At 34.3% G+C, this 20953-nt stretch carries 15 protein-coding genes; 6 read left to right on the plus strand and 9 right to left on the minus strand.

Translation table 11 applies throughout. The features are described 5' to 3' along the window. The coding region (locus tag C683_RS01635) for a BspA family leucine-rich repeat surface protein (RefSeq protein ID WP_040388583.1) at window positions 1-3391 on the plus strand (3391 nt) is incomplete at its 5' end. Window positions 3392-3438: 47 nt separating this feature from the next. Here C683_RS01635 and pyrE read toward each other — a convergent pair. From pyrE to C683_RS01670, 7 genes are all read right to left on the minus strand, one after another. Next, on the minus strand, window positions 3439-4056 hold the full coding sequence (pyrE, locus tag C683_RS01640; RefSeq protein WP_009488730.1) for an orotate phosphoribosyltransferase: 618 nt from the start codon (window positions 4054-4056) through the stop codon (window positions 3439-3441). Window positions 4057-4058: 2 nt separating this feature from the next. Beyond that, the gene (pyrF, locus tag C683_RS01645; protein WP_009488732.1) at window positions 4059-4748 is read right to left on the minus strand and encodes an orotidine-5'-phosphate decarboxylase; all 690 of its coding nucleotides are present in this window, start codon (window positions 4746-4748) and stop codon (window positions 4059-4061) included. Beyond that, complete coding sequence (locus C683_RS01650) at window positions 4745-5656, minus strand: dihydroorotate dehydrogenase (protein ID WP_009488734.1); 912 nt, start codon at window positions 5654-5656, stop codon at window positions 4745-4747. Before C683_RS01650 ends, pyrF begins: the two co-directional genes overlap by 4 nt. Further along, entirely contained in the window at window positions 5653-6417 is a 765-nt protein-coding gene (locus C683_RS01655; protein WP_009488736.1) for a dihydroorotate dehydrogenase electron transfer subunit, read from the minus strand. The genes C683_RS01650 and C683_RS01655 overlap by 4 nt, the downstream gene beginning before the upstream one ends. Beyond that, entirely contained in the window at window positions 6395-7669 is a 1275-nt protein-coding gene (locus C683_RS01660) for a dihydroorotase (RefSeq protein WP_009488738.1), read from the minus strand. The genes C683_RS01655 and C683_RS01660 overlap by 23 nt, the downstream gene beginning before the upstream one ends. Continuing rightward, the gene (locus C683_RS01665) at window positions 7663-8607 is read right to left on the minus strand and encodes an aspartate carbamoyltransferase catalytic subunit (RefSeq protein WP_040388584.1); all 945 of its coding nucleotides are present in this window, start codon (window positions 8605-8607) and stop codon (window positions 7663-7665) included. The genes C683_RS01660 and C683_RS01665 overlap by 7 nt, the downstream gene beginning before the upstream one ends. 1253 nt (window positions 8608-9860) lie before the next feature. After that, window positions 9861-10049 carry a hypothetical protein gene (locus tag C683_RS01670; protein ID WP_009488742.1) on the minus strand — a complete coding sequence of 63 codons (189 nt, stop codon included), beginning with the start codon at window positions 10047-10049 and terminating at the stop codon, window positions 9861-9863. A gap of 282 nt (window positions 10050-10331) precedes the next feature. Between C683_RS01670 and C683_RS06340 the strand changes: the two genes are divergently transcribed. Then, window positions 10332-12140 (plus strand): S8 family peptidase, encoded by a 1809-nt coding sequence (locus C683_RS06340; RefSeq protein WP_009488744.1) that lies wholly within the window; start codon window positions 10332-10334, stop codon window positions 12138-12140. A 31-nt stretch (window positions 12141-12171) separates the two neighbouring features. Here the strand turns inward: C683_RS06340 and C683_RS01680 are convergent, their stop codons facing one another. Together C683_RS01680 and C683_RS01685 are read right to left on the minus strand one after the other, a co-directional pair. After that, entirely contained in the window at window positions 12172-12750 is a 579-nt protein-coding gene (locus C683_RS01680) for a hypothetical protein (protein WP_009488746.1), read from the minus strand. Window positions 12751-13082: 332 nt separating this feature from the next. Next, window positions 13083-14465, minus strand: a complete 1383-nt coding sequence (locus tag C683_RS01685) for an Ig-like domain-containing protein (RefSeq protein WP_009488748.1) — start codon at window positions 14463-14465, stop codon at window positions 13083-13085. Window positions 14466-15090: 625 nt separating this feature from the next. Here C683_RS01685 and alaS point away from each other — a divergent pair. The 4 genes from alaS to C683_RS01705 are packed head-to-tail and all read left to right on the plus strand — an operon-like array spanning window position 15091 to window position 20941. After that, window positions 15091-17727, plus strand: a complete 2637-nt coding sequence (gene alaS, locus C683_RS01690) for an alanine--tRNA ligase (protein ID WP_009488750.1) — start codon at window positions 15091-15093, stop codon at window positions 17725-17727. A gap of 9 nt (window positions 17728-17736) precedes the next feature. After that, a complete protein-coding gene (locus tag C683_RS01695) occupies window positions 17737-18354 on the plus strand; it encodes a hypothetical protein (protein WP_040388585.1) in 618 nt (205 codons plus the stop codon). Further along, window positions 18355-19698, plus strand: coding sequence for a UDP-N-acetylmuramate--L-alanine ligase (murC, locus tag C683_RS01700; RefSeq protein WP_009488754.1), 1344 nt, complete (start codon window positions 18355-18357; stop codon window positions 19696-19698). A 52-nt stretch (window positions 19699-19750) separates the two neighbouring features. After that, window positions 19751-20941, plus strand: coding sequence for a DEAD/DEAH box helicase (locus tag C683_RS01705; protein ID WP_009488756.1), 1191 nt, complete (start codon window positions 19751-19753; stop codon window positions 20939-20941). Window positions 20942-20953: the final 12 nt, after the last annotated feature.

Genomic DNA, 20953 nt, shown 5'->3' on the forward strand with positions numbered 1-20953 from the left:
AGCTGATTCTAAAGTTAAAGTAGCTAAAGAATGGAACACATATAGTGACCACTTCTACACTAAAAAAGCAAAATTAGCAGACTACAAAGGAAAAACTTTAACTGCGAAATATGTATATACTTACGGAAATGGTAAGAAATACGCTTCATTATACGATGGAGATACATGGGTAGGTTATGCCAATGTAGAAGCTTTAGATGTAGTTGCTGAAGATAAACCAACAAATCCAGAAAAACCAGAAGCGAAACCAGACAAACCAACAGAACCAGGTAAACCAGAAAAACCAGATACAAAACCAGATCAACCAACAGATAAGCCAGATCAAGGTGGAGATAACAAACCAGGAACAGGTGGAGACAAACCAACAGAGCCAGGTAAACCAGAAAATCCTGATCAAGGTGGTTCAGGAAGTGGCGATACAGATAATAAACCAGGAACAGGTGGTGGAGAAACAGATAAACCAGGACAACCAGATCAACCAACTGATCCAAGTGAGCCAGAAAAACCAAAACCAGAAACTCCAAAACCATCAGAAGAAGAAGTGAAATCTTTAGAAGATGCTGTAGAAAAAGCGAAAAAAGTAGTGGCTGCTGAAAAGAATTTAGATGGTGTAGAGCCAGTTAAGAAAGCTTTAGAAAAAGCAGAAAAAATCTTAGCAGATAAAGATAAATCTACAAAAGAACAAGTTGTAAATGCAACAAAAGAAATTGAAGCTGCAATCAAAGGAATTACTTTAAAACCTTCTGTAAATAAAGAATCAATCATTGCTTTACATAACGCAATTGAACAATTAAAAGAAACACAAAAATTAGGTGCAGGTAACTTAGTTAATAATGAAGATTATCAAAAAGTATTAGATGAAGCACAAAAAGTATTGGATGAAGCTGTTTTAGGTAAAGCAGATAAAGCTAAAATTGATGCTGAGACTAAGAAAGTTAATGACTTTATCAATGGATTGAAATTAAATACTGATGCTTTAAATAAAAAAATTGAAGCTGTTAAAGAAAAAGGCGATAAAGTCTACATGACTAAAACTCAAGAAGATGAATTTAACAAGTTCATTGAAGACGCTAAAACAGCTGCAGAAAATAAAGATTTATCTAATACAGATAAATTAAAAGAAATCGATGCTCAATTGAAAAAAGCAGAAGAATTTATCAAAGGTCAACCAACAGAAGCTGACGTTAAGGAATTAATCAAAGCAACTGAAAAAGAACAAGAAGTAGTTGGTAAATTAAAAGGTAAAGAAAACGATATCTTCGAAAATTGGAATACAGTTGAAGAAAAAGATAAAGTTGCAGATAAAATGTTAGAAAATATCAAAAAGGATACAGCTTCTAAAAATGATGCAACTGAAAAATATACAGCTGAACAAGTAAAAAATACAGCTAAAGAATTAATGGATTCTATGGCTAACTTAGAAGTAAATCATACAAACTTACAAAAATATGATAAAGCTGCTAAAGATGCTATTAAAGATTTAGATGAAGTACATCAAGAAGAAGCTGAAAAATTATTACGTAATTTTGAAGTAGAAGTGGATAATGCAAATGCTAAAAATTTAATTAAAATGATTGATGCAGCGAAAACATTAAATGAAAAAATCCATAAAGATCAAGTTCAAGAAATCAATGATGTAATTGAAAAAGCAAAACGCATTGAAGGTGTAAATAGATCTAAAGAAGATGGTCAATCTGCGCCAAATGCGAAATTCTATGAATCAGATTCTTATGAAGCTATGAATAATGCCTTAGATGCTGCAGAAAAAGCAGAACAAAAATTAGATGGTGAATCTGTAAAACGTTCTAAACGTTCAGTAGGTGCTACTCAAGTTCAAAATGGTAAAGATGCCGCAGTTAAGGAAAATGAATTAAAAGAAAAAATTAAAGAGCTAAAAGTTAAAGATTGGACTGTCTCTGAAGATAAAGATGGAATCATCAAATTAACTAAATATACTGGTGATTATACATCAACTGCAGGATTAACTAAAAAAGATGGTGAACAAGTAATTGAAATTCCTGGTTCATTAAAAGATAAACAAGTTGTAGTGGAATCTACAAAAGGAAATCAATTATTCAATGGTACAAGTGATACTGGTAAAGGAAATGCAGAAGTGAAATTTGAAACAGCTACTGATGGTAGAAAACCTAAAACTGGAGCTGACTTCTCATATGCTTTTGCAGATAATAAACAAATTGGTACAGTAGATGTAACAGAATTAGATACAAAAGATATGACGAAGATGGAAAATACATTTATGAATGATTTCTATCTAAGTGAAATTAAAGGATCTGAAAAATTAGTTCACAAAGGAGTAACTTCATTAAAAGCTGCTTTTGCTGGTACGAACTTACATACATTGAATGCTAGCGGTTGGGATACTGAAGGTGTAACTAACATGCGTGCAATGTTTAAAGGATCAAATATTACTACTGTAGAAGGTATGAAGGGTTGGGATACTTCTAAGGTAACTGATTTTAATTATATGTTTGGTGCTACTAAATTTAAGACTTTAGACTTATCTAAATGGCCCATGCCTTCAAATGTATTAAACGAAAATGGAATCAAAGCTATGTTCTGCAGCTCAACTAGCAAAGGTGGAACTAAAGCAGAAGTAACAGAGGTAACTCTTCCTGATGTAGATAAGGGTAATCCAGAATTTGTAGTTAGAGCTTTAGAAGCAGCTGGTAAAAATGCTCAATTAGCAAAAGAAGTTACAGTTAAAGCTGCTGTTGATAGTACAATTCCAGAAAAAATTGGTACAGTAGATACATTTGGTAAGTGGACAGCAGAAAAAAAATTCCAAAAAGGAGATACTTTAACAACAGATAATTACGAATTAACAAATCCAGCAGCGTTATGTCGAGTTGTAATGGATTCAAAAGCAGAAGGTGATAATGCTGAATCTGCTAAACAATTAGCTCAATTGTTAGATGAAGTAGCTTATCCAGTATGGACATATAGTACAGGACATAAAGTAATTAAATCTCGTGGTGGCGAAGTATTAATTGATTCTGAAATTGATGATGAAAATAACCAAGGATTAGTAAATGATGGTGGTTGGTCATCATTTGAAAAATTAGGTTCAGGTCATTATTACAAAGCTATGGAATTACTACAAAAATACGCTCGTAACACAAATTCAGTTACAAAAGATCAATTTGAAAATACGATTAAACAATTAGTAGCTGATTTCAAAGGTATGAAAGTAATTACAACAGATTTAGAAAAATTAGTTAAAGAAGTTGAAGAAAATAAATCTGAAACAAAACAAGAGATTACTTTAGTAAAAAGTGCTAATGAGTATATCAAAGATCCAAGTTTAGCTAACTGGAAAAACATCGTAGAAACTACAAAAGAATTGCGTGAAGCACTAGCGGACAAAAAATAATTCATAATCCAAAACAAAAAGAAGTGAGGACATCCTCACTTCTTTTTTTATTGTTGTTCTTTGCGCCATTCTTCTAAGAAAGAAAGGTCTTTTTCTTCAATATAATGTTCTTTAGCTGCGATTTGAATTAACGCTTGATAGTTCGTCATAGAATGATAAGGAATTCCTGCTTTAGCAAAGTTTTCGGTTGCTTTTGGTAATTGATAACTAAAGATAGAAAAGACTGCACACACGTTAGCTCCTTCGTTTTGTGCGACTTTTACCGCATTTAATACAGAACCTCCAGTGGAAATTAAGTCATCAATCACAATCATCTTTGTTCCTGGCAAGAACGTTCCTTCAATTTGGCTACAACGACCATGATCTTTTGGTTTATTACGAATATAAATCATAGGTAGATTTAAGGCCTCAGCTAATAGTGCCGCATGAGGAATTCCTGCTGTGGCAGTGCCCGCAATACATTGGACATCTGGATAATACATTTCAATATATTCTTTCATCGCTTGAATAATGTGTTTGCGAATCGCAGGATAACTCAATGTTACACGATTATCACAATAAATAGGACTTTGAATGCCACTGGCCCAAGTAAATCCTTTATCCGTATCCAGTTGTACTGCACCAATTTTTAATAAGTCATATGCAATTTGTTCTTGTTGATTCATTTTTATGCCTCCAAAATGTTTTGATATGCTTGTTGTGGATCTTTTGCTTGTGTGATAGGGCGTCCAACAACGATGTATTCAATACCTTTTTCTTTTGCCTCGGTTGGGGTTAGTACACGTACTTGGTCATCATTAGTTGGTTGGAAACGAATACCTGGGCACACGGTACATAGTTTTGGACAGTGAGCATGGATAGATTCTGCTTCCCAGCCAGAACAAACCACTCCATCTAATCCTACATTTTCTACTAAAGAAGCGTAGTGTAATACATGGTCTTGTAAACGCCCTGGGACTTGTTCTTCTTCATTCATTTGTTCTTGTGAAGTGGAAGTTAGTTCGGTAATGGCGACTAAAAGTGGAGGGCGAACTCCTGCTTTTTTCGCTCCTTTTTCTAAGCCTCTTTTCGCTGCAGCCATCATTTTGGTTCCTCCTGCAGCGTGAAGGGTAGTCATTTGAATTCCCAGTTGTCCTAAATTTTCCATGGCACGTTCTACCGTGTTGGGAATATCATGTAATTTTAAATCTAAGAAAATTTGGTGTCCTTGTTCTTGTAAGTAGTGAACAATAGATGGACCTTCTTTATAGAAAAGTTCCATTCCTACTTTGACAAAGAGCGATTGTCCTTGGAAAGGAGATAAAAAAGTTTCTACTTCCGTTTTACTTGGAAAGTCTAAAGCAATAATCGGAATCATGAGCGTGCCTCCTTTGTTAATTGTTCTAAAGACGAGATATTTAATTCATCCATTCGAGTTTCCAGTTGATCAATAATTATTGGGCAGACATAAGGGTCGACAAAGTTTGCCGTTCCAATTTGTACCGCACTGGCACCGGCCATTAAAAACTCCAATACATCATCGACGGTTGAAATGCCACCGATGCCAATAATTGGTAGTGAAGTTGCGTGTGCCACTTGATAGACACAGCGCAACGCAACAGGAAGGACTGCTGGACCAGAAAGTCCACCTGTCCCATTAGCGAGCAGTGGTTTTCTTGTTTTTAAATTCATTCGCATTCCAAGAAGGGTATTGATTAACGTAAGACCATCCGCTCCACCAGCTTCTGCGGCTTTAGCGATTTCTACAATATCTGTTACATTTGGCGAAAGTTTGACATAGACGGGTACAGTGCTTACTTTTTTCACCGATTGAACTAAATCAAAGACGATGTCAGAATCAGTACCAAAAGTAATGCCTCCTTCTTTGACGTTTGGACAAGAGATATTCAATTCTAATGCCGAAACGACGGATTGTTTAGAAAGAATTTGAGCTACTATTTCATATTCTTCTTTGGTTGAGCCTGCGATATTGGCTAATAAAGGAACATCAAAAGATTCATAATAAGATAATTCCTCAGCGCAAACGGTATCTAATCCTTTATTTTGTAAGCCAATCGCATTGAGCATTCCTTGTGGCGTTTCTGCCACTCGAGGGGTAGGATTCCCAAAACGAGGTTCTAACGTAATTGCTTTGGTAATCAATGCTCCTAATTGATTTAAATCATAAAGTTCACCAAACTCTTTTCCCATGCCAAAACAACCACTCGCTGGCATAATGGGATTTTTCATTTTTAATCCGGGTAGTTCCACAGCTAATCGATTCATAGTTCCACCTCCGTTGCTAAAAAGACCGGTCCATCTTGACATACTTTTAAAGGAGTTTTTTTCTTTGTTTGTGCCACCACACATCCGTAACAAACCCCAAAGCCACAAGCCATGCGTTCTTCTAGGGAAAGGTAAGTGGGATATTGGTTAGAAAAATTTTCTTTGACTGCCTTTAACATTGGAGTAGGACCACAACTATAGACGGCATTCCAATCTTTTTCCAAGGTTGGAAAGGCAGCGTCAATTCGTCCTTGATGGCCAAAAGAACCATCTTCGGTATAAGTAATCACGGTTCCTAGTTTTGCGAATTCTTCTTGATAAAAGACTTCTTCTTGATTGCGATACCCTAAAAGAAAAGTGACTTCTGTACCTTTTTTTTGAAATTCTTTTCCTAGTTCATAAAGAGGAGGAATTCCGATGCCCCCTCCAATAAGTAATACCTTTTCATATAAAGGATTAACAAAAAAGCCATTTCCCAAAGGTCCTAGTAAAGAAATCGAAGTTCCTTTTTTAAGTTGTGCTAATTCTTTTGTTCCTGTTCCTAATATTTTATAAAGAATCGTGCACTGATTTTTATCTTGATGGTAAGAAGCTAAGCTAAAAGGACGACGTAAAAAAGTTTTTTGGCTAGGAATTAAAAGATGAACAAATTGTCCTGGTTGTTCAATCTTTTCTACAAAGTCGCCTTCAAGGATCAGTTGAAAAATATCTTTGGCAATTTCTTGATTTTCGATGATTTTAGCAAGACATTGTAGGCTCATAGACCACTTCTCCTTTACATAGCGTATATTCGATTTTTCCATATAACGTTTGACCGATAAATGGAGAATTCACTCCTTTAGATAAGAAGAAGTCTTCCGTTACTTCAAATGGAGTTTCTAAATCAATAATCGTTAAGTTTGCTTTCTTTCCTTCTTCAATCGCAAAAGTAGGTAGATCAAAAACTTGCGCAGGTTTTTCTAGGAAGAAAGAAAGGAGTTGTTCTAAAGATAAACGATTTTCTTTTACAGCATAGGTATAAAGTAATGGGAAAGCTAACTCTAATCCTGTAATCCCAAAAGGAGCATTTTCAATGGAACGAGCTTTTTCTTCTTTTGTATGTGGAGCATGGTCGGTTGCGATACAATCGATCGTTCCATCTAATAATCCTTCCCATAACGCGGCTTGGTCTTCTCGACTGCGAAGAGGAGGATTCATTTTATAGTTACTATTAACTTCTGGAATATCGGTATCATTGAGTAGTAAATGATGAGGAGTAACTTCACAGGTTACCGGTAAGCCATAAGCTTTGGCTTTACGCATCAAAGCCACACTTTCTTTAGTAGAAATATGGCACATGTGATAGGCACAACCTGTTTTTGCGACTAAAGCTAAATCACGTAAGAGTTGTAAATATTCACTAATACTTGGAATTCCTGCATCGTTGAGGCGAGTGTGTTCGGTTCCTTTGTGGAAACTTCCATGATGTAAGAAGGATTCATCTTCGACGTGAGCTACGATGGTTTTATTTAAGGCATGTGCTTGTTTCATGGCTTGTTCCATAGTATATGCATCTTGCACTCCTACACCATCATTGGTAAAAGCAATCGGATGACTTGGTAAGAATTGTTCCATTTCGACAATAGAAGAGGAAGATAATCCTTTAGTAATTGGGGCATATTGATCAATTTCAATCGCAGATAATGCATTATGTTCTTGCATTTTTTGGAATGATTCTGGTGTATCTGGCACAGGTTTTACATTTGGCATCGTACAAACACGAGTGAATCCACCATGTGCAGCCGCTAAAGAGCCAGTGAAAATATCTTCTTTATCACAAAATCCTGGGTCACGGAAATGAACGTGTAAATCTGTAAAACTTGGGACAACTTTTTTCCCTTTAGCATCAATCACCAATTCTTCTGCCATTGGTGTTAGTTGATCTGCAACTGATAAAATTTCTTCTCCTTCGATTCGTAAATCTTTTTGAACCCATTGTCCATTTTGAAATAAACTTCCATTTTGAATTAACATACTTTTTCTCCTTCCTTATCACGAGCCGCTAAAATCGCTTCTAAAATTGCCATGCGAACATAAACTCCATTTTTCATTGCTTCTACAATACGAGATTTGGGTGCTTCGACAAGTTCATCGGCGATTTCTGCATCTCGATTGACAGGAGCAGGGTGCATTACGATGGCATGAGGTTGTAATTTTTGATAACGTTCTTTAGTTAAACCGAATTGACGATGATAATCTTCTTTAGAAAAAGAAGCTTCTTCTTCTTCCGTATGACGTTCATGTTGGACACGTAGTAACATACAAACATCAACTTTAGAAATTACGTCATCAATATCGGCATAAGATCCATAAATATCAAATTGAGGATCATACCATTCTTTTGGCCCACAGAAATAAAGGGTGGCACCAAAACGTTTTAACATCATCATGTTGGAACGAGCCACACGACTATGGCGTAAATCTCCACAAATCGCGATGGTTAAGTCTTTAAATCGATGAAATTCTTCATAAATTGTCATCAAATCTAGTAAGCATTGAGAAGGATGTTGTCCGGTCCCATCTCCACCATTGATAATCGAAGTTTGAATCGTTTTTGATTCAATCAATGGATAATAGTAATTCTCCTCTGAATGACGAATGACACAAATATCAATCCCCAAAGCAGAAAGAGTTAGAACGGTATCATATAGTGATTCTCCTTTTTGAACAGAGCTGGTGCTTGTTTCAAAAGGAATAATTGTTCCATTTAATCGTTCTTCTGCCACTTCAAAACTTTTATGCGTGCGCGTACTATTTTCAAAAAAGAGGTTAGAAACAAACCAAGAACTTGGAATCATCGGCTGTTCTCCTTTTTTTAGTTCAATTCCGCGTTGGATAAGTGTGAAAATTTCTTGATTCGATAGGCGTTCCACACTTAAAAAATGTTTTAAACGTAAAATTTTAGTCACAATTTATTCTCCTTTCACAAAAAAAAGACGCTAAACTAAGTTAGCGCCTGTGAACTTCGAATATTCAATTGCATCGTTATTTATTTGATTTCTATATGATTCGACCCTAAAAAGGATAGAAAGATAGTATTTCTCTATAGTAAGTTAGAAATAACGATGAATCTCTTTGAAGCCTCACAGGACTACATTTAAAAAGTCATATAATTTCTAATTGCGACTATTATATCGATAATTCCCAAAAATGACAAGAGAAAAAATAAATTCAAAAAGTAACTTTTTGTCTCCCACTCCTAGACAAATTTTTGAAAACAAATTTTGTATTTTACTTTTTAATATAAAACCTTGTATAAATAAGGGTTTGAGCTGATGGAGATGAATTATATCGCAAAAATAAACAAAAAAATTAAGGAGATAAAATAAAAAGCAACCCTAAAAAACAAAAAAATGAGGAAAAATATCAATTTTTAGATTAAAATTTTCTCATTTTTGTCAAGAAATTATTCGATGAGGGTCAAAAAACGCAAAAAAATTCAAAAGATAAAAAACAAATTTTACATAAAACTACTATTTAAATTTATAAAATGGAAGAGTGGGAAAGAAAAATCCTTTAAAATAGGGCGTTTAGGAATTTGAGGAAATAGAGAGTAAAAGTAAAAATAAAAAAGATATAAGGAAATGATTTTTGGTATATTAATGTTGTAGGGGATACATAGTGTATGAGAAAAACCTAGATGAATATGATGAATAAAAAAACTAACTTGTAAGTAGGGGTACAAACAAGTTAGAAGAAAATATCTTATGATATAGGGGTATGTTATGAGATATACGTGTATGAGTTCATCAATAAAATAGGGGTACTTTATTGATACGCATATTCATCAAATTATTTTTATAATGAACTTTATGATTGAAAAAAGGGGTATGTAATCCTAAAGTCCACTATAAAAATAAGAAGGATAAAAAATCTAAAATTGGGGTATGAAGATTTTTTATCAAGTACATTTCGTTACAAAATAGGGTAGTTGTTAACGAAATGATTGGGTATATAAACATAATAGGGTAATCAGTAATTTAATTGATCATAGGGTAAGATAAATTAAATTACGAAAACAATTTAGTAGAACTTATTCCACTTATCTTTATAATAGGTTATAATACTATGCATTGTCAATAGGGTGAAAGCTCAAATAGGAAACAAAAAAGAAGTTAATTTCGAAGTAGGGTGCGAAATTAACTTCTTTTTTTGTCTTTATTTTTTAATTATATCTTTCACTAATTATTTCTTCATAAGTAATATTCAATAACTCTGTAATTCGTTGCAGTTCATTATATCCATCATGAGCTGTTAATAAAATCTTAAATGGTAGAGTATTTGATTCCCAGCCCATTTTCATCGCTTGATAATATTCTTTTACCAAGTATTCATTTGGATCAACACGTTCCACTTTTTCATATGCTTCTTTGAATTTAGTTCAATTCTCCTTTGTTGAAGTTTGAGTAAAATATTCATAATTTGTTATTAAAAACAATGATGTCTAAAAATAGAAAAAATAAAACAAAATAAATTTCTCTCCTTTTCATTATTTATTCTTTATTTTAAAGTATTTTTAAGTATAAAATCGATTCATACTCATTGTTCAAAATTAAAATAAAAATAAAAAAATAATTGAAAAAGATAAAAAGTTTATATACTATTACATTATATTTTAGAAAAAGGAGTATAGATAATGAACAAAAAAGGAATTAGTATGAGTTGTGTTGCTTTATTAAGTGCACAATTTTTAATGAGTGGTGCCGTAGGATTTGCAGAAAATAAGGCAGATAAAGAGCCTTTAAAAAATAATGAAACCGATCGCGTGATTGTTAAATTGAAGAAGAACTCTAAAGTCAATGTAAAAGAATTACTTACAGATGTTCAGCAATCAACAAAAAAAGCGACAAAAGAAGATGAAGTGAAAGAAACGGTAGTGAAAAAAACATCTACAGGAGCTCAAGTGGTACAAACAGAAAAAATGACGCCAAAAGAGCAACAAGCAGTCGTTAAAGAATTGAAGAAAGATAAAAATGTTCAATATGTAGAACCAGATGTCTTTTATAAACAAGATGATCCTTCTGATTTAGAGAAATTTATTAATCGTAATGACATGGTGCGTCAGTTACAATGGCATCTTGACTACACTCATATTAAAGAGGTGTGGAAAGAAGGATATACTGGGAAAGGAGTAACCATTGGTATCAATGACTGTGGATATATCCCACATAAAGATTTAGCACCTAACTATCTAGGAGGATATGATTTTATTCAAAATCCACAAATGTCTCACGACCAAGATGGACGTGATGCAGATCCAACAGATAATGGGGATTGGCATTATAACGAATATGGTCAAATGGTCCCTTCTAGTTGGCATGGCACACACGTAGCAGGAATTGCGGCAGCGACTGGAAAAGGGAATAATTCAGTCACAGGCGTAGCTTATAAAGCGAAATTCACAGCTGGACGTTCATTAGGAGCAGGAGGAGGATATTTATCAGATATCGCAGATTCTTTTGCTTGGCTTGGTGGTATGGAGGTGCAAGGAGTACCTAAAAATGAACATCCTGCAAAAGTTATTAATGCTTCTTTAGGTTCACAACCTTATCCTGGATTAGCTCCTGTTCCACAAACGTATCGCTATGTATTTGATGAATTACGCAGAAAAGGAGTTACATTAGTTATTGCGGCAGGAAATGATAATGTGGATGCAAATCGTACCACGCCAGCGAATGTCGGCAATAGTATAGTTGTAGGTTCACATGATGACCGTGGAGCAAAATCTGGTTTTTCTAATTGGGGAAGTGCTGTAGATGTTTATGCACCAGGTTCTAATATTTTCTCTACATGTAACAATGGTCAACAAAGTCCTGGTCAACAAAGTGACGAATTCAAGAGTGGGACTTCAATGGCAGCTCCAGTAGTCACTGGTATTGTTGCTTTAATGTTAGAGAAAAATCCTGATTTGAAACCAGATGAAATTGAACGTATTTTGAAAGAAACCGCTCAAAAAGAATATGATCCAATGAGTAATACGACAATGAAAATTGTTAATGCCAAAGCAGCCATGGATGCAGTAAAAGCAAAAGATTCAAAGCCAGAAAAACCAGAACCAGAAAAACCGGTAGAACCAAAACCAGAAAAACCGGTAGATCCAAAACCAGATTACCCTGGAGATGTAGAAGCCGCTATGCGTAAGTATTACAAAACCAATGGTGGAAAAGATACTTATGGCGATTACCAATATACCCAATATTTCCATGATGGTACTGCAAAATATTTCTTTACCTATGGCGTAATTTATAGAACAAAAGATAAATATTTTGCCAGTTTAATGAAAGATGAGTTAATCACAGAAATGTTCGAGCAAATGGGAGGAGAACAAACATTTGGGTTCCCAACTTCAGATATTCGCAAAGTAGGTTCACGCTATATTCAAACGTTTGAAAAAGGATTCCGTATTATCCAACAAAAAGACAAAGTTTGGTTAGAAAAAGAATAAAAGAAAAAAGCACAGAGAATACTCTGTGCTTTTATGTGTCTTGTTGATAATATAAAAAGAAATTCAAAATTATAAGTAGTAATGCAGAGGTTACAAAAATATAAGCCAATAAATCATAGGTTAATAAGACGAAAAATAACGCAATCCAAACAAAAGGAATCCATCGTTCTCGATGGATAAGATGGAAAAAGAGACTGATATTTCCTAAAAGTAAGAAAATACCAATACTCCAAGGAAAGAAAGATAGAATTGCGCTTTGTTGAAAGACAAGCAATAAAATAATATTTGCAACATACCATAGAATACTAAATAATCCTAAGAAAAATTCTGCCCACCAAAAATGATTTAATGAATCTGGATGATATTGATCTTTATGATCAATATAATAGAACCATTGATTTTGAAAAAATAGGAATGGCAAAATATAAAATAAAATACTAGAAAGATTACAAAAAAGATTATCTAAGGGATGTCCTTCAACAAGAAAGAAGGTAGTTAAATCTCCTTGTAATGTTTCTGAAGAATATAAAAAAGTATAGCGTAGTGCTAAACAATAAAAAATGCTCAGGACTACTAAAAAAATAATTTTAAACATTTTTCTTTTTGTCATATCGTCATCTCTTTCTTCTTAGTCATAGAAAGGGACATAGTGTCTTATGATAGGGGTATTTTATCTATTTAAGGGTTTTGTTAATATAAAAATGAATTCTTTTTAAGTTTCTTTTATATTATATCATAAAGTTGTATTTTATTCTTGAGAAATTTTTGATTTTTATCAATTTTTTTTGATATGAAGTTAAGTCCTAAAAAAATAGAGACATTTCTAATGAAAAAGAAGAAAGATTAAAATAACTAGAAAAAACGTTATAATATGCGAGTTGATTTTGTATAAGAAGGTAATAAAAAAGCAGACGTTAACGTCTGCTTTCTCTTTTTACTTTTTTATGCTTGTTTTTTCTTTTCTAAAGTGAACCAACCAATTGTAGCTAGTGTTACGCATACAAGACCAAAGAAAATCCATTCTTGAGAAGAGTGAGTTCCTGTTTGTGGTAAATCACCAGAAATGGTATTGGCCTCTTTATTTTTATGGTTAGGATAAGAATTAGAAGAAGTTCCACCACCCATTATTTCAAGATGTTTTTTATCGGTTGTACTACTTGTTGAGTCACTATTCGTTGCATCTTCTTCAGAAGAAGTACTTGTAGAAGAAGTTTTTGTTGTATCTTTGTCTGAAGAGGATGCTGAACTTGTTGTAGAAGTAGTACTAGATTCTGGAGTGAAAGAAGAGCTTCCACTTACAGATTCAGAAGTAGTGGAAGAAGTACCACTTGCTTCGGATGTAGAAGTAGTAGATCCTCCACCTACTGGAAATTGATCAGAATGATGTCCACCAGAATGTCCTTGGTCAGAAGAATCCGTATCTGAATTTGACTCTGATGGGACAGGCGTTGGTGTTACTCCACCTGCTGTTCCTGAACCCCCAACGGTTAAAGAAGCACCTACTTGCATCACTTTTAATTGGTCAGATTTTCCAGAAACTTGATTATTTACACTTACTTGACCAGAAGTCGTCGGTGTAGAATGATAGACAATTTGTACTGCTTGGTTTAAGTCAGGGATTTTAATGGTGAATTTATTTCCTTCAATAATTGGTTTGATAGAAGGATCAACGGTTCCTGTGAAATTCCCTTGAGCGTCTGCTGTTCCTAAACTGACTTGAATTGAGTTAGGATCTAGCTGTTGTGGTCCAAATAATGTATCGGTAATTACAACATTTGTGCGATGTTCTGAATTGGGATTATAAAGAATATCCCAGGTTGGTTGGTTATTTCCATCAATCCAACCTGCTTTATGTATTTCAGACTGTTCATACTTTTGGTCAACCGTACCATTTCCCCAAATAGATAAAGTCCCATGAATATTCGTCATTGGGTGTTGAGATAGATAGGAATTAAATGTTAATGTTCCTACACGTTGTCCTTTTTTAATAGTGAATGTCCCAATTACTTTACCATCACTAGTTTTTACTTCAAATGAAGTGTCTGTCAAAATTTGTACGTTATCAGGGATAGTGAAAGTCGCTGTATCTCCATTTTGAATACTCGTTCCATTAGGGATGGACCAATCATAAGTAATTTCATAATTGTCGTAACGATCTAAGTCATCCTTATCTGTAACATTTTCACCACTAGAAGTAGTTACTGTAGCATCTTGTGCAGTATTACCTGTAATATCAATCTCTTTTCCATAAATATTTAATGGGGTTAGTAGAAAAGAAAAAAGTAAAGTAAAAAGAAGGGTTAGTGAAATCCATTTTTTTTTCATAACCGAGCCTCCTTGTGAATACGACACAATTTAATGATAGCACAGGGAAGAATCGAAAAAGAATGAATGAAGAAGGAATGGAGTTGTCATTTTATTGATAACTAAAAGAAACTTTTGCAAAAGAGTGAGGAATGATTGTTATTATTCACACAAATAGAAAGAAAAGAAGAATATATAAATATAAAAAATACAATAAAATTACGTTTTTGTTTTTTGTGAATAGAATCGACAAATAGAAAAACAAAATTTACTTCTGTTTGATTAAAATACAAGTAAAAAGGAAGAAAGTAAGGAAAAGCACTTGACGGAAAAGCGAGAAAAAAATTATAATAGGTCTGTATCTATAATTAAGAGGAAGATAGTAATCAAATTCATGGACAGAGAGTATTTGCGAGGCTGAAACAAATACCGTGATGGATTATTATTTGCTACCTCAAGCAAGAATTAGAAATAATTCCGTACATTCTGCGTTAAAGAATATGAAAGAGGTAATGTCAACAGCATTGCAATCAAGGTGGTACCGCGCATGTCGTCCTTGAATTGTAATGGTGTTTTTTTATATTTAAAAATAAAATCTACCTATTATAAACGAATGAAATTTTATGAATGAACAAGGAGAAATGATATGAAATCATTAACAAGTGCGGAAGTCCGTCAGATGTTTTTAGACTTTTTCAAAACAAAAGGGCATAGCGTAGAGCCAAGTGCATCTTTAATCCCTGTAGATGATCCAACATTATTATGGATTAACTCTGGAGTAGCTACATTGAAAAAATATTTCGATGGAACAGTTGTACCAAAGAATCATCGTATTACAAATGCTCAAAAGAGTATCCGTACCAACGATATTGAAAATGTAGGGAAAACAGCTCGTCACCATACAATGTTTGAAATGTTAGGTAACTTTTCAATTGGTGATTATTTCAAACCAGAAGCGATTGCTTGGGCTTGGGAATTTTTAACAAGTCCAGAATGGATGGATTTTGATAAAGAAAAATTATATGTAACAGTTTATCCAAAAGATGAAGAAGCAAAACGTTATTGGTTAGAAACAGGAGTAGCAGAAGATCATATTGTTCCTGTAGAAGATAACTTCTGGGATATCGGTGCAGGTCCATGTGGGCCAGACTCAGAAATTTTCTATGACCGTGGACAAGAATACAATGATTTACCAGAAGATCATCCAGAAAGCTATCCTGGTGGTGAAAATGAACGTTACTTAGAAATTTGGAACTTAGTATTCTCTGAATTTAACCACACACCAGAACATACTTATGAACCATTGCCACATAAAAATATTGATACGGGCATGGGCTTAGAACGTATGGTATCTATTATTCAAGATGCACCAACAAACTTTGAAACTGATTTATTCTTACCAATTATTCATGCGACAGAAGAATTAGCAGATGGCGTAAAATACGGAGAAGATGAAGAACAAAAAGTATCTTTCAAAGTAATTGCCGACCATATTCGTGCAGTTTCTTTTGCGATTGGAGATGGCGCACTACCTTCTAATGAAGGTCGTGGTTATGTATTACGTCGCTTAATCCGTCGTGCAGTAATGCATGGTAAAAAATTAGGAATTCATAAACCTTTCTTATATACATTAGTTCCTGTGGTTGGACACATTATGGAAAGTTACTATCCAGAAGTATTAGAAAAACGTGAATTCATTGAAAAAGTAATCCGTATGGAAGAAGAACGCTTCTATGAAACAATGAATGATGGATTACATATCTTAGAATCTAAATTAGAAGAATTAAAAGCAAACAATGAAACAATCTTAGGTGGAGAAGTGATCTTCCAACTTTATGATACTTATGGTTTCCCAGTGGAATTAACAGAAGAAGTAGCTCAAGATGCTGGTTTTGCAGTTGACCATGAAGGATTTGAACGTGAAATGGAAGCTCAACGTACTCGTGCGCGTAATGCTCGTAGTAACGAACAATCTATGAAAACTCAATCTGGATTATTAACTGACTTTACCGAAGAATCAGTCTTCACAGGTTACTTAGAAGGAAAAACAACAGCAAAACCAATCTTAATTGTTAAAGATGAAGAAGCTGTAGAATCTATGAATGCAGGAACTGCAAAAGTAATCTTTAACCGTACACCATTCTACGCTGAAATGGGTGGACAAATTGCAGATATCGGTGTGATTGAACAAGCAGATGGTTTAGTTATCGGACAAGTGATTGATGTACAAAAAGCACCAAATGGACAACCATTACATGTCATTGAATTAGAACAACCATTAACAGTAGGTCAAGAATACGTATTACGTATTGATCAAAAACGTCGTCAATTAATTGCAAATAACCACACAGCGACTCACTTATTACACCAAGCATTGAAAGATGTTTTAGGAGAACATGCCAACCAAGCAGGTTCATTAGTAACAGAAGATTATTTACGTTTTGACTTCACACACTTTGGTCAAGTGACAAAAGAAGAATTAGCGCAAATGGAAGCAGAAGTAAATGAAAAAATCTTTGCGGCTTTACCAGTAGAAACCATTGAAACAACATTAGACAAAGCAAAAGAAATGGGCGCAATGGCTTTATTTGGTGAAAAATATGGCGATGAAGTTCGTGTTGTAGACATTGACGAATGGAGTATTGAATTATGTGGGGGGACTCACGTGAAAAATACAAGTCAATTAGGAATTTTCAAAATTGTTTCTGAATCAGGAATTGGAGCTGGCGTTCGTCGTATCGAAGCGGTTACAAGTAAAAAAGCTTATGAAATGATCTGCGCAGAAGAACGTGTCTTACACGAAGTAGCTACTGAAGTGAAAGCACCAAACGTTTTAGATGCTGCTCAAAAAGTAGCTCATTTAAATACTCAATTGAAAGAAGCACAAAAAGAAAATGAACGCTTAAATACAAAATTAGCGAATCAACAAGCAGGGTCTATCTTTGAAGATGTGAAAGAAGCAAATGGTAAATCTTACATTGCTGCGAAAGTTCAAGCTTCAGATATGAATCAATTACGTCAACTAGCAGACCAATGGAAACAAAAATCTGTTTCTGATGTCTTAGTATTAGCATTAGTTCATGAAGGTAAAGTAAACTTACTAGCAGCTGTTTCTGAAGACTTAATCAAAGAAGGTTATAAAGCTGGAGACTTAATTAAAGAAATCGCACCATGTGTTGGTGGTGGCGGTGGTGGTCGTCCACAATTAGCACAAGCCGGTGGTAAAAATCCAGCAGGATTAGAAGAAGCGTTTGCTCGTGTTGCGTCTTGGTTAGAAAAGTAGGCGATAAAAATGACGACACCGTTTCGTTTTCCCATATATGATGATGAGTCTGGGGTGTTCAATTTTCCACATAAAAAAGAATTGAAAATTGATTCGATTCCAGAGTGGAAAAAAGAAAAAAATCAACAACCCGCGATTTATCATCGCAAACAAGATTTTGTGAAACCTAAATGGTCACAAAATAAAGAAAAGAAAAATGTACCTTTACCAATTGAAATTGAGCCTTATGCTTCCTATGATGAGCCAGATACCAATGAGATTGAAGAAATTAATTTGTTATCGAATCAAGGAACGGTTCAGCAACAATTGAAAAAAGCTGAAGAAGCAGCAGAAACAAAGGTACAAGATGAAACTGGAAAAGAAGTTGAAATAGAAGAGGCGAAAGAAGAAGAAAAGGAAACTCCTTCATCAAAAGAAGGAGCTCCTACTTCTGTTTATGCTCAATTTGCTAATTCAATTTCGCCAGAAGAAAAACAAAGAAAGCAGCAACAAGAAGAAGAACTCGCTGAAACAAAAGATAAGCTTCCACAGATTAAAGAGAGTATCCAACGTGTTCGTGAAATTCAACGAGCAGATATTCCATTTTGTCGGAAACAAACAGAACGAAGTAAAGAAGGAAGAAAGTAAATGGAAATTAGTAAAGATAAATGCTATCATTTCGTCGGAATTAAAGGCTCTGGAATGAGCTCTTTAGCCCTAATCTTGCATGAAAAAGGGTTCAATGTACAAGGAAGTGATGTGGAAAATTACTTTTTTACCCAAAGAGATTTAGAAAGTAATCATATTCCACTATATCCATTTTCTAAAGACAACATTCAAGAAGATAAAGATATGATTGTTATCGCTGGAAATGCATTTTCTGACGACCACGAAGAATTACAGGCTGCTCGTGAAAAAGGAATTCCTGTGATTCGTTATCATGATTTTTTAGGAGAATTAATTCGTGATTATACAAGTATTGCGGTAACTGGAGCTCATGGAAAAACGAGTACTACAGGAATGTTAGCTCACGTATTAAGTGAAGTAGCACCAACAAGTTACTTAATTGGAGATGGTACGGGTCATGGAGAAGCCGATGCTCAATACTTTGCTTTTGAAGCTTGTGAGTATAAACGTCATTTCTTAGCTTATTCTCCAGATTATGCGATTATGACAAACATTGATTATGACCATCCAGATTATTATACAAGTATTGATGATGTGTTCTCTGCCTTTCAATCTTTAGCCAATCAAGTGAAAAAAGGTATCATTGCTTTTGGAGATGATCCATATTTACGCAAAATTAAAGCCGATGTACCTATTTATTATTATGGTGTTCAAGATGAAGATGACTTCAAGGCGGATGATATTAAACGTACAGTAAATGGTTCAATTTTCACTGTTTACCATGATGGAAAAGCGATTGGTACGTTTGAATTACCAGCGTTTGGTTTACACAATATCTTCAATGCGACAGCAGTCATTGCGGTAGCTTACTTAGAAGGAGAAGATATGGAAGATGTAGCCCATGCATTGAAAACTTTTGGTGGGGTAAAACGTCGCTTTAGTGAAAAAACAATTGGGGATATGACGATTGTAGATGACTACGCACACCATCCATCAGAAATTCGTGCCACGATTGATGCTGCACGTCAAAAATATCCAAACAAAGAGATTGTAGCAGTCTTCCAACCTCATACTTTCACACGTACGATTGCGTTAATGCACGAATTTGCTGAAGCGTTAGATTTAGCAGATACAGTATATCTTTGTGATATCTTTGGTTCTGCTCGTGAAGACAGTGGAGATGTTAAAATTGAAGATTTGTCGCAATTAATTCATAAAGGTGGTAAAGTATTAAAAGAAGATAATATGTCTCCATTATTAGACCATGAAGATGCCGTAATTATTTTTATGGGAGCAGGAGATGTACAAAAATTTGAAACTGCCTATGAAAAATTATATTTATCCACACAGACAAGTAATCAATAAATAGAAGAAAGGATCTGGGTAACTGGGTCCTTTTTTGTTAAGGAGGAAGAAAATGCAAACTTGGCAAAAACAATATGAAAAAGAAGGATTTACTCAACTTTCTACGATTCAAGAAAGAGCAATTCCAGTATTAAAAAAGCAAAAATCCGCCATCATTAAAGCTCCTACAGGAACAGGAAAAACATTAGCTTATGTTTGGCCATTAGTCTATCAAGTAGAAGAAGGAAAAGGAACACAGTTATGTATTTTACTTCCTTCCCAAGAATTAGCTGCTCAAGTACAAAAAGTAGTAAAAACTTGGGCTGAATTAAGAAATTTACACACGTTATTATTAATTGGTAATGCAAATATTCGTCGTCAAATGGATCAATTGAAAAAACATCCAGAAATTATTGTGGGGACTCCAGGTCGTATTTATGAGTTAATGGAACGCAAAAAAATTCGTCCTCATTTCTTAAATACGATTGTTTTAGATGAAGCAGATGAATTAGTGAATAGTCGTGTTGAATGGAACTTTACAACTAAAATTTTACAAAGTGTACAGAAAGATACACAATTTGTCTTTGTTTCTGCAACCGCTACCGAAGAGGAATTAGGAAGCTTCTTCCGTAATGACTATGAAGTAGTAGAAGTAAAAGAAGATAAAACGGCAGGTAAAGTACAGCACACTTATTTAGAAGTACCATTACGTAAACGCGTAGATACTTTGCGTAGACTTTCTTATGTACCAGACTTTAAGGCGCTAGTCTTTTTCAATCATTTATCTGATCTAGGTGCAGCTGCAGAAAAATTAATTTATGAAGGAGTTTCTGTAAGTACGTTAGCTTCAGACCAAAGTAAGTTTGAACGTGAATTGTCATTGAAATTATTTAATGAAGGAAAAACAAACCTTCTATTTACGACAGATATTGCTAGTCGTGGTCTAGATTTACCTGAATTATCTTATGTCGTGCAATTTGATGTGCCAGAATTTTTAGAAACTTATATTCATCGTGTAGGACGCATTGGTCGTATGGGGAAAGAAGGGGCAGTGATCAGTCTAGTAAATGACCGTGAACGCCGTAATTTATCACAATTATGCAAAGAGTTAGGTCAACCTTTACACGAAATTTTCTTATATGAATCTATGCTTTGGGATGAAAAACCAGAAAAAGAAGAAAAGAAAGAAAAACCAAAAAAAGAGAAAAAAAATAAGGCAACAGCGAAAAAGAAAAAAGCAAAGAAAAAGAAAAGTAAAAAATAAAAATAAAAAGCA

It is taken from the genome of Catellicoccus marimammalium M35/04/3 (genome assembly GCF_000313915.1).
In the GTDB taxonomy this organism is placed as follows: domain Bacteria; phylum Bacillota; class Bacilli; order Lactobacillales; family Catellicoccaceae; genus Catellicoccus; species Catellicoccus marimammalium.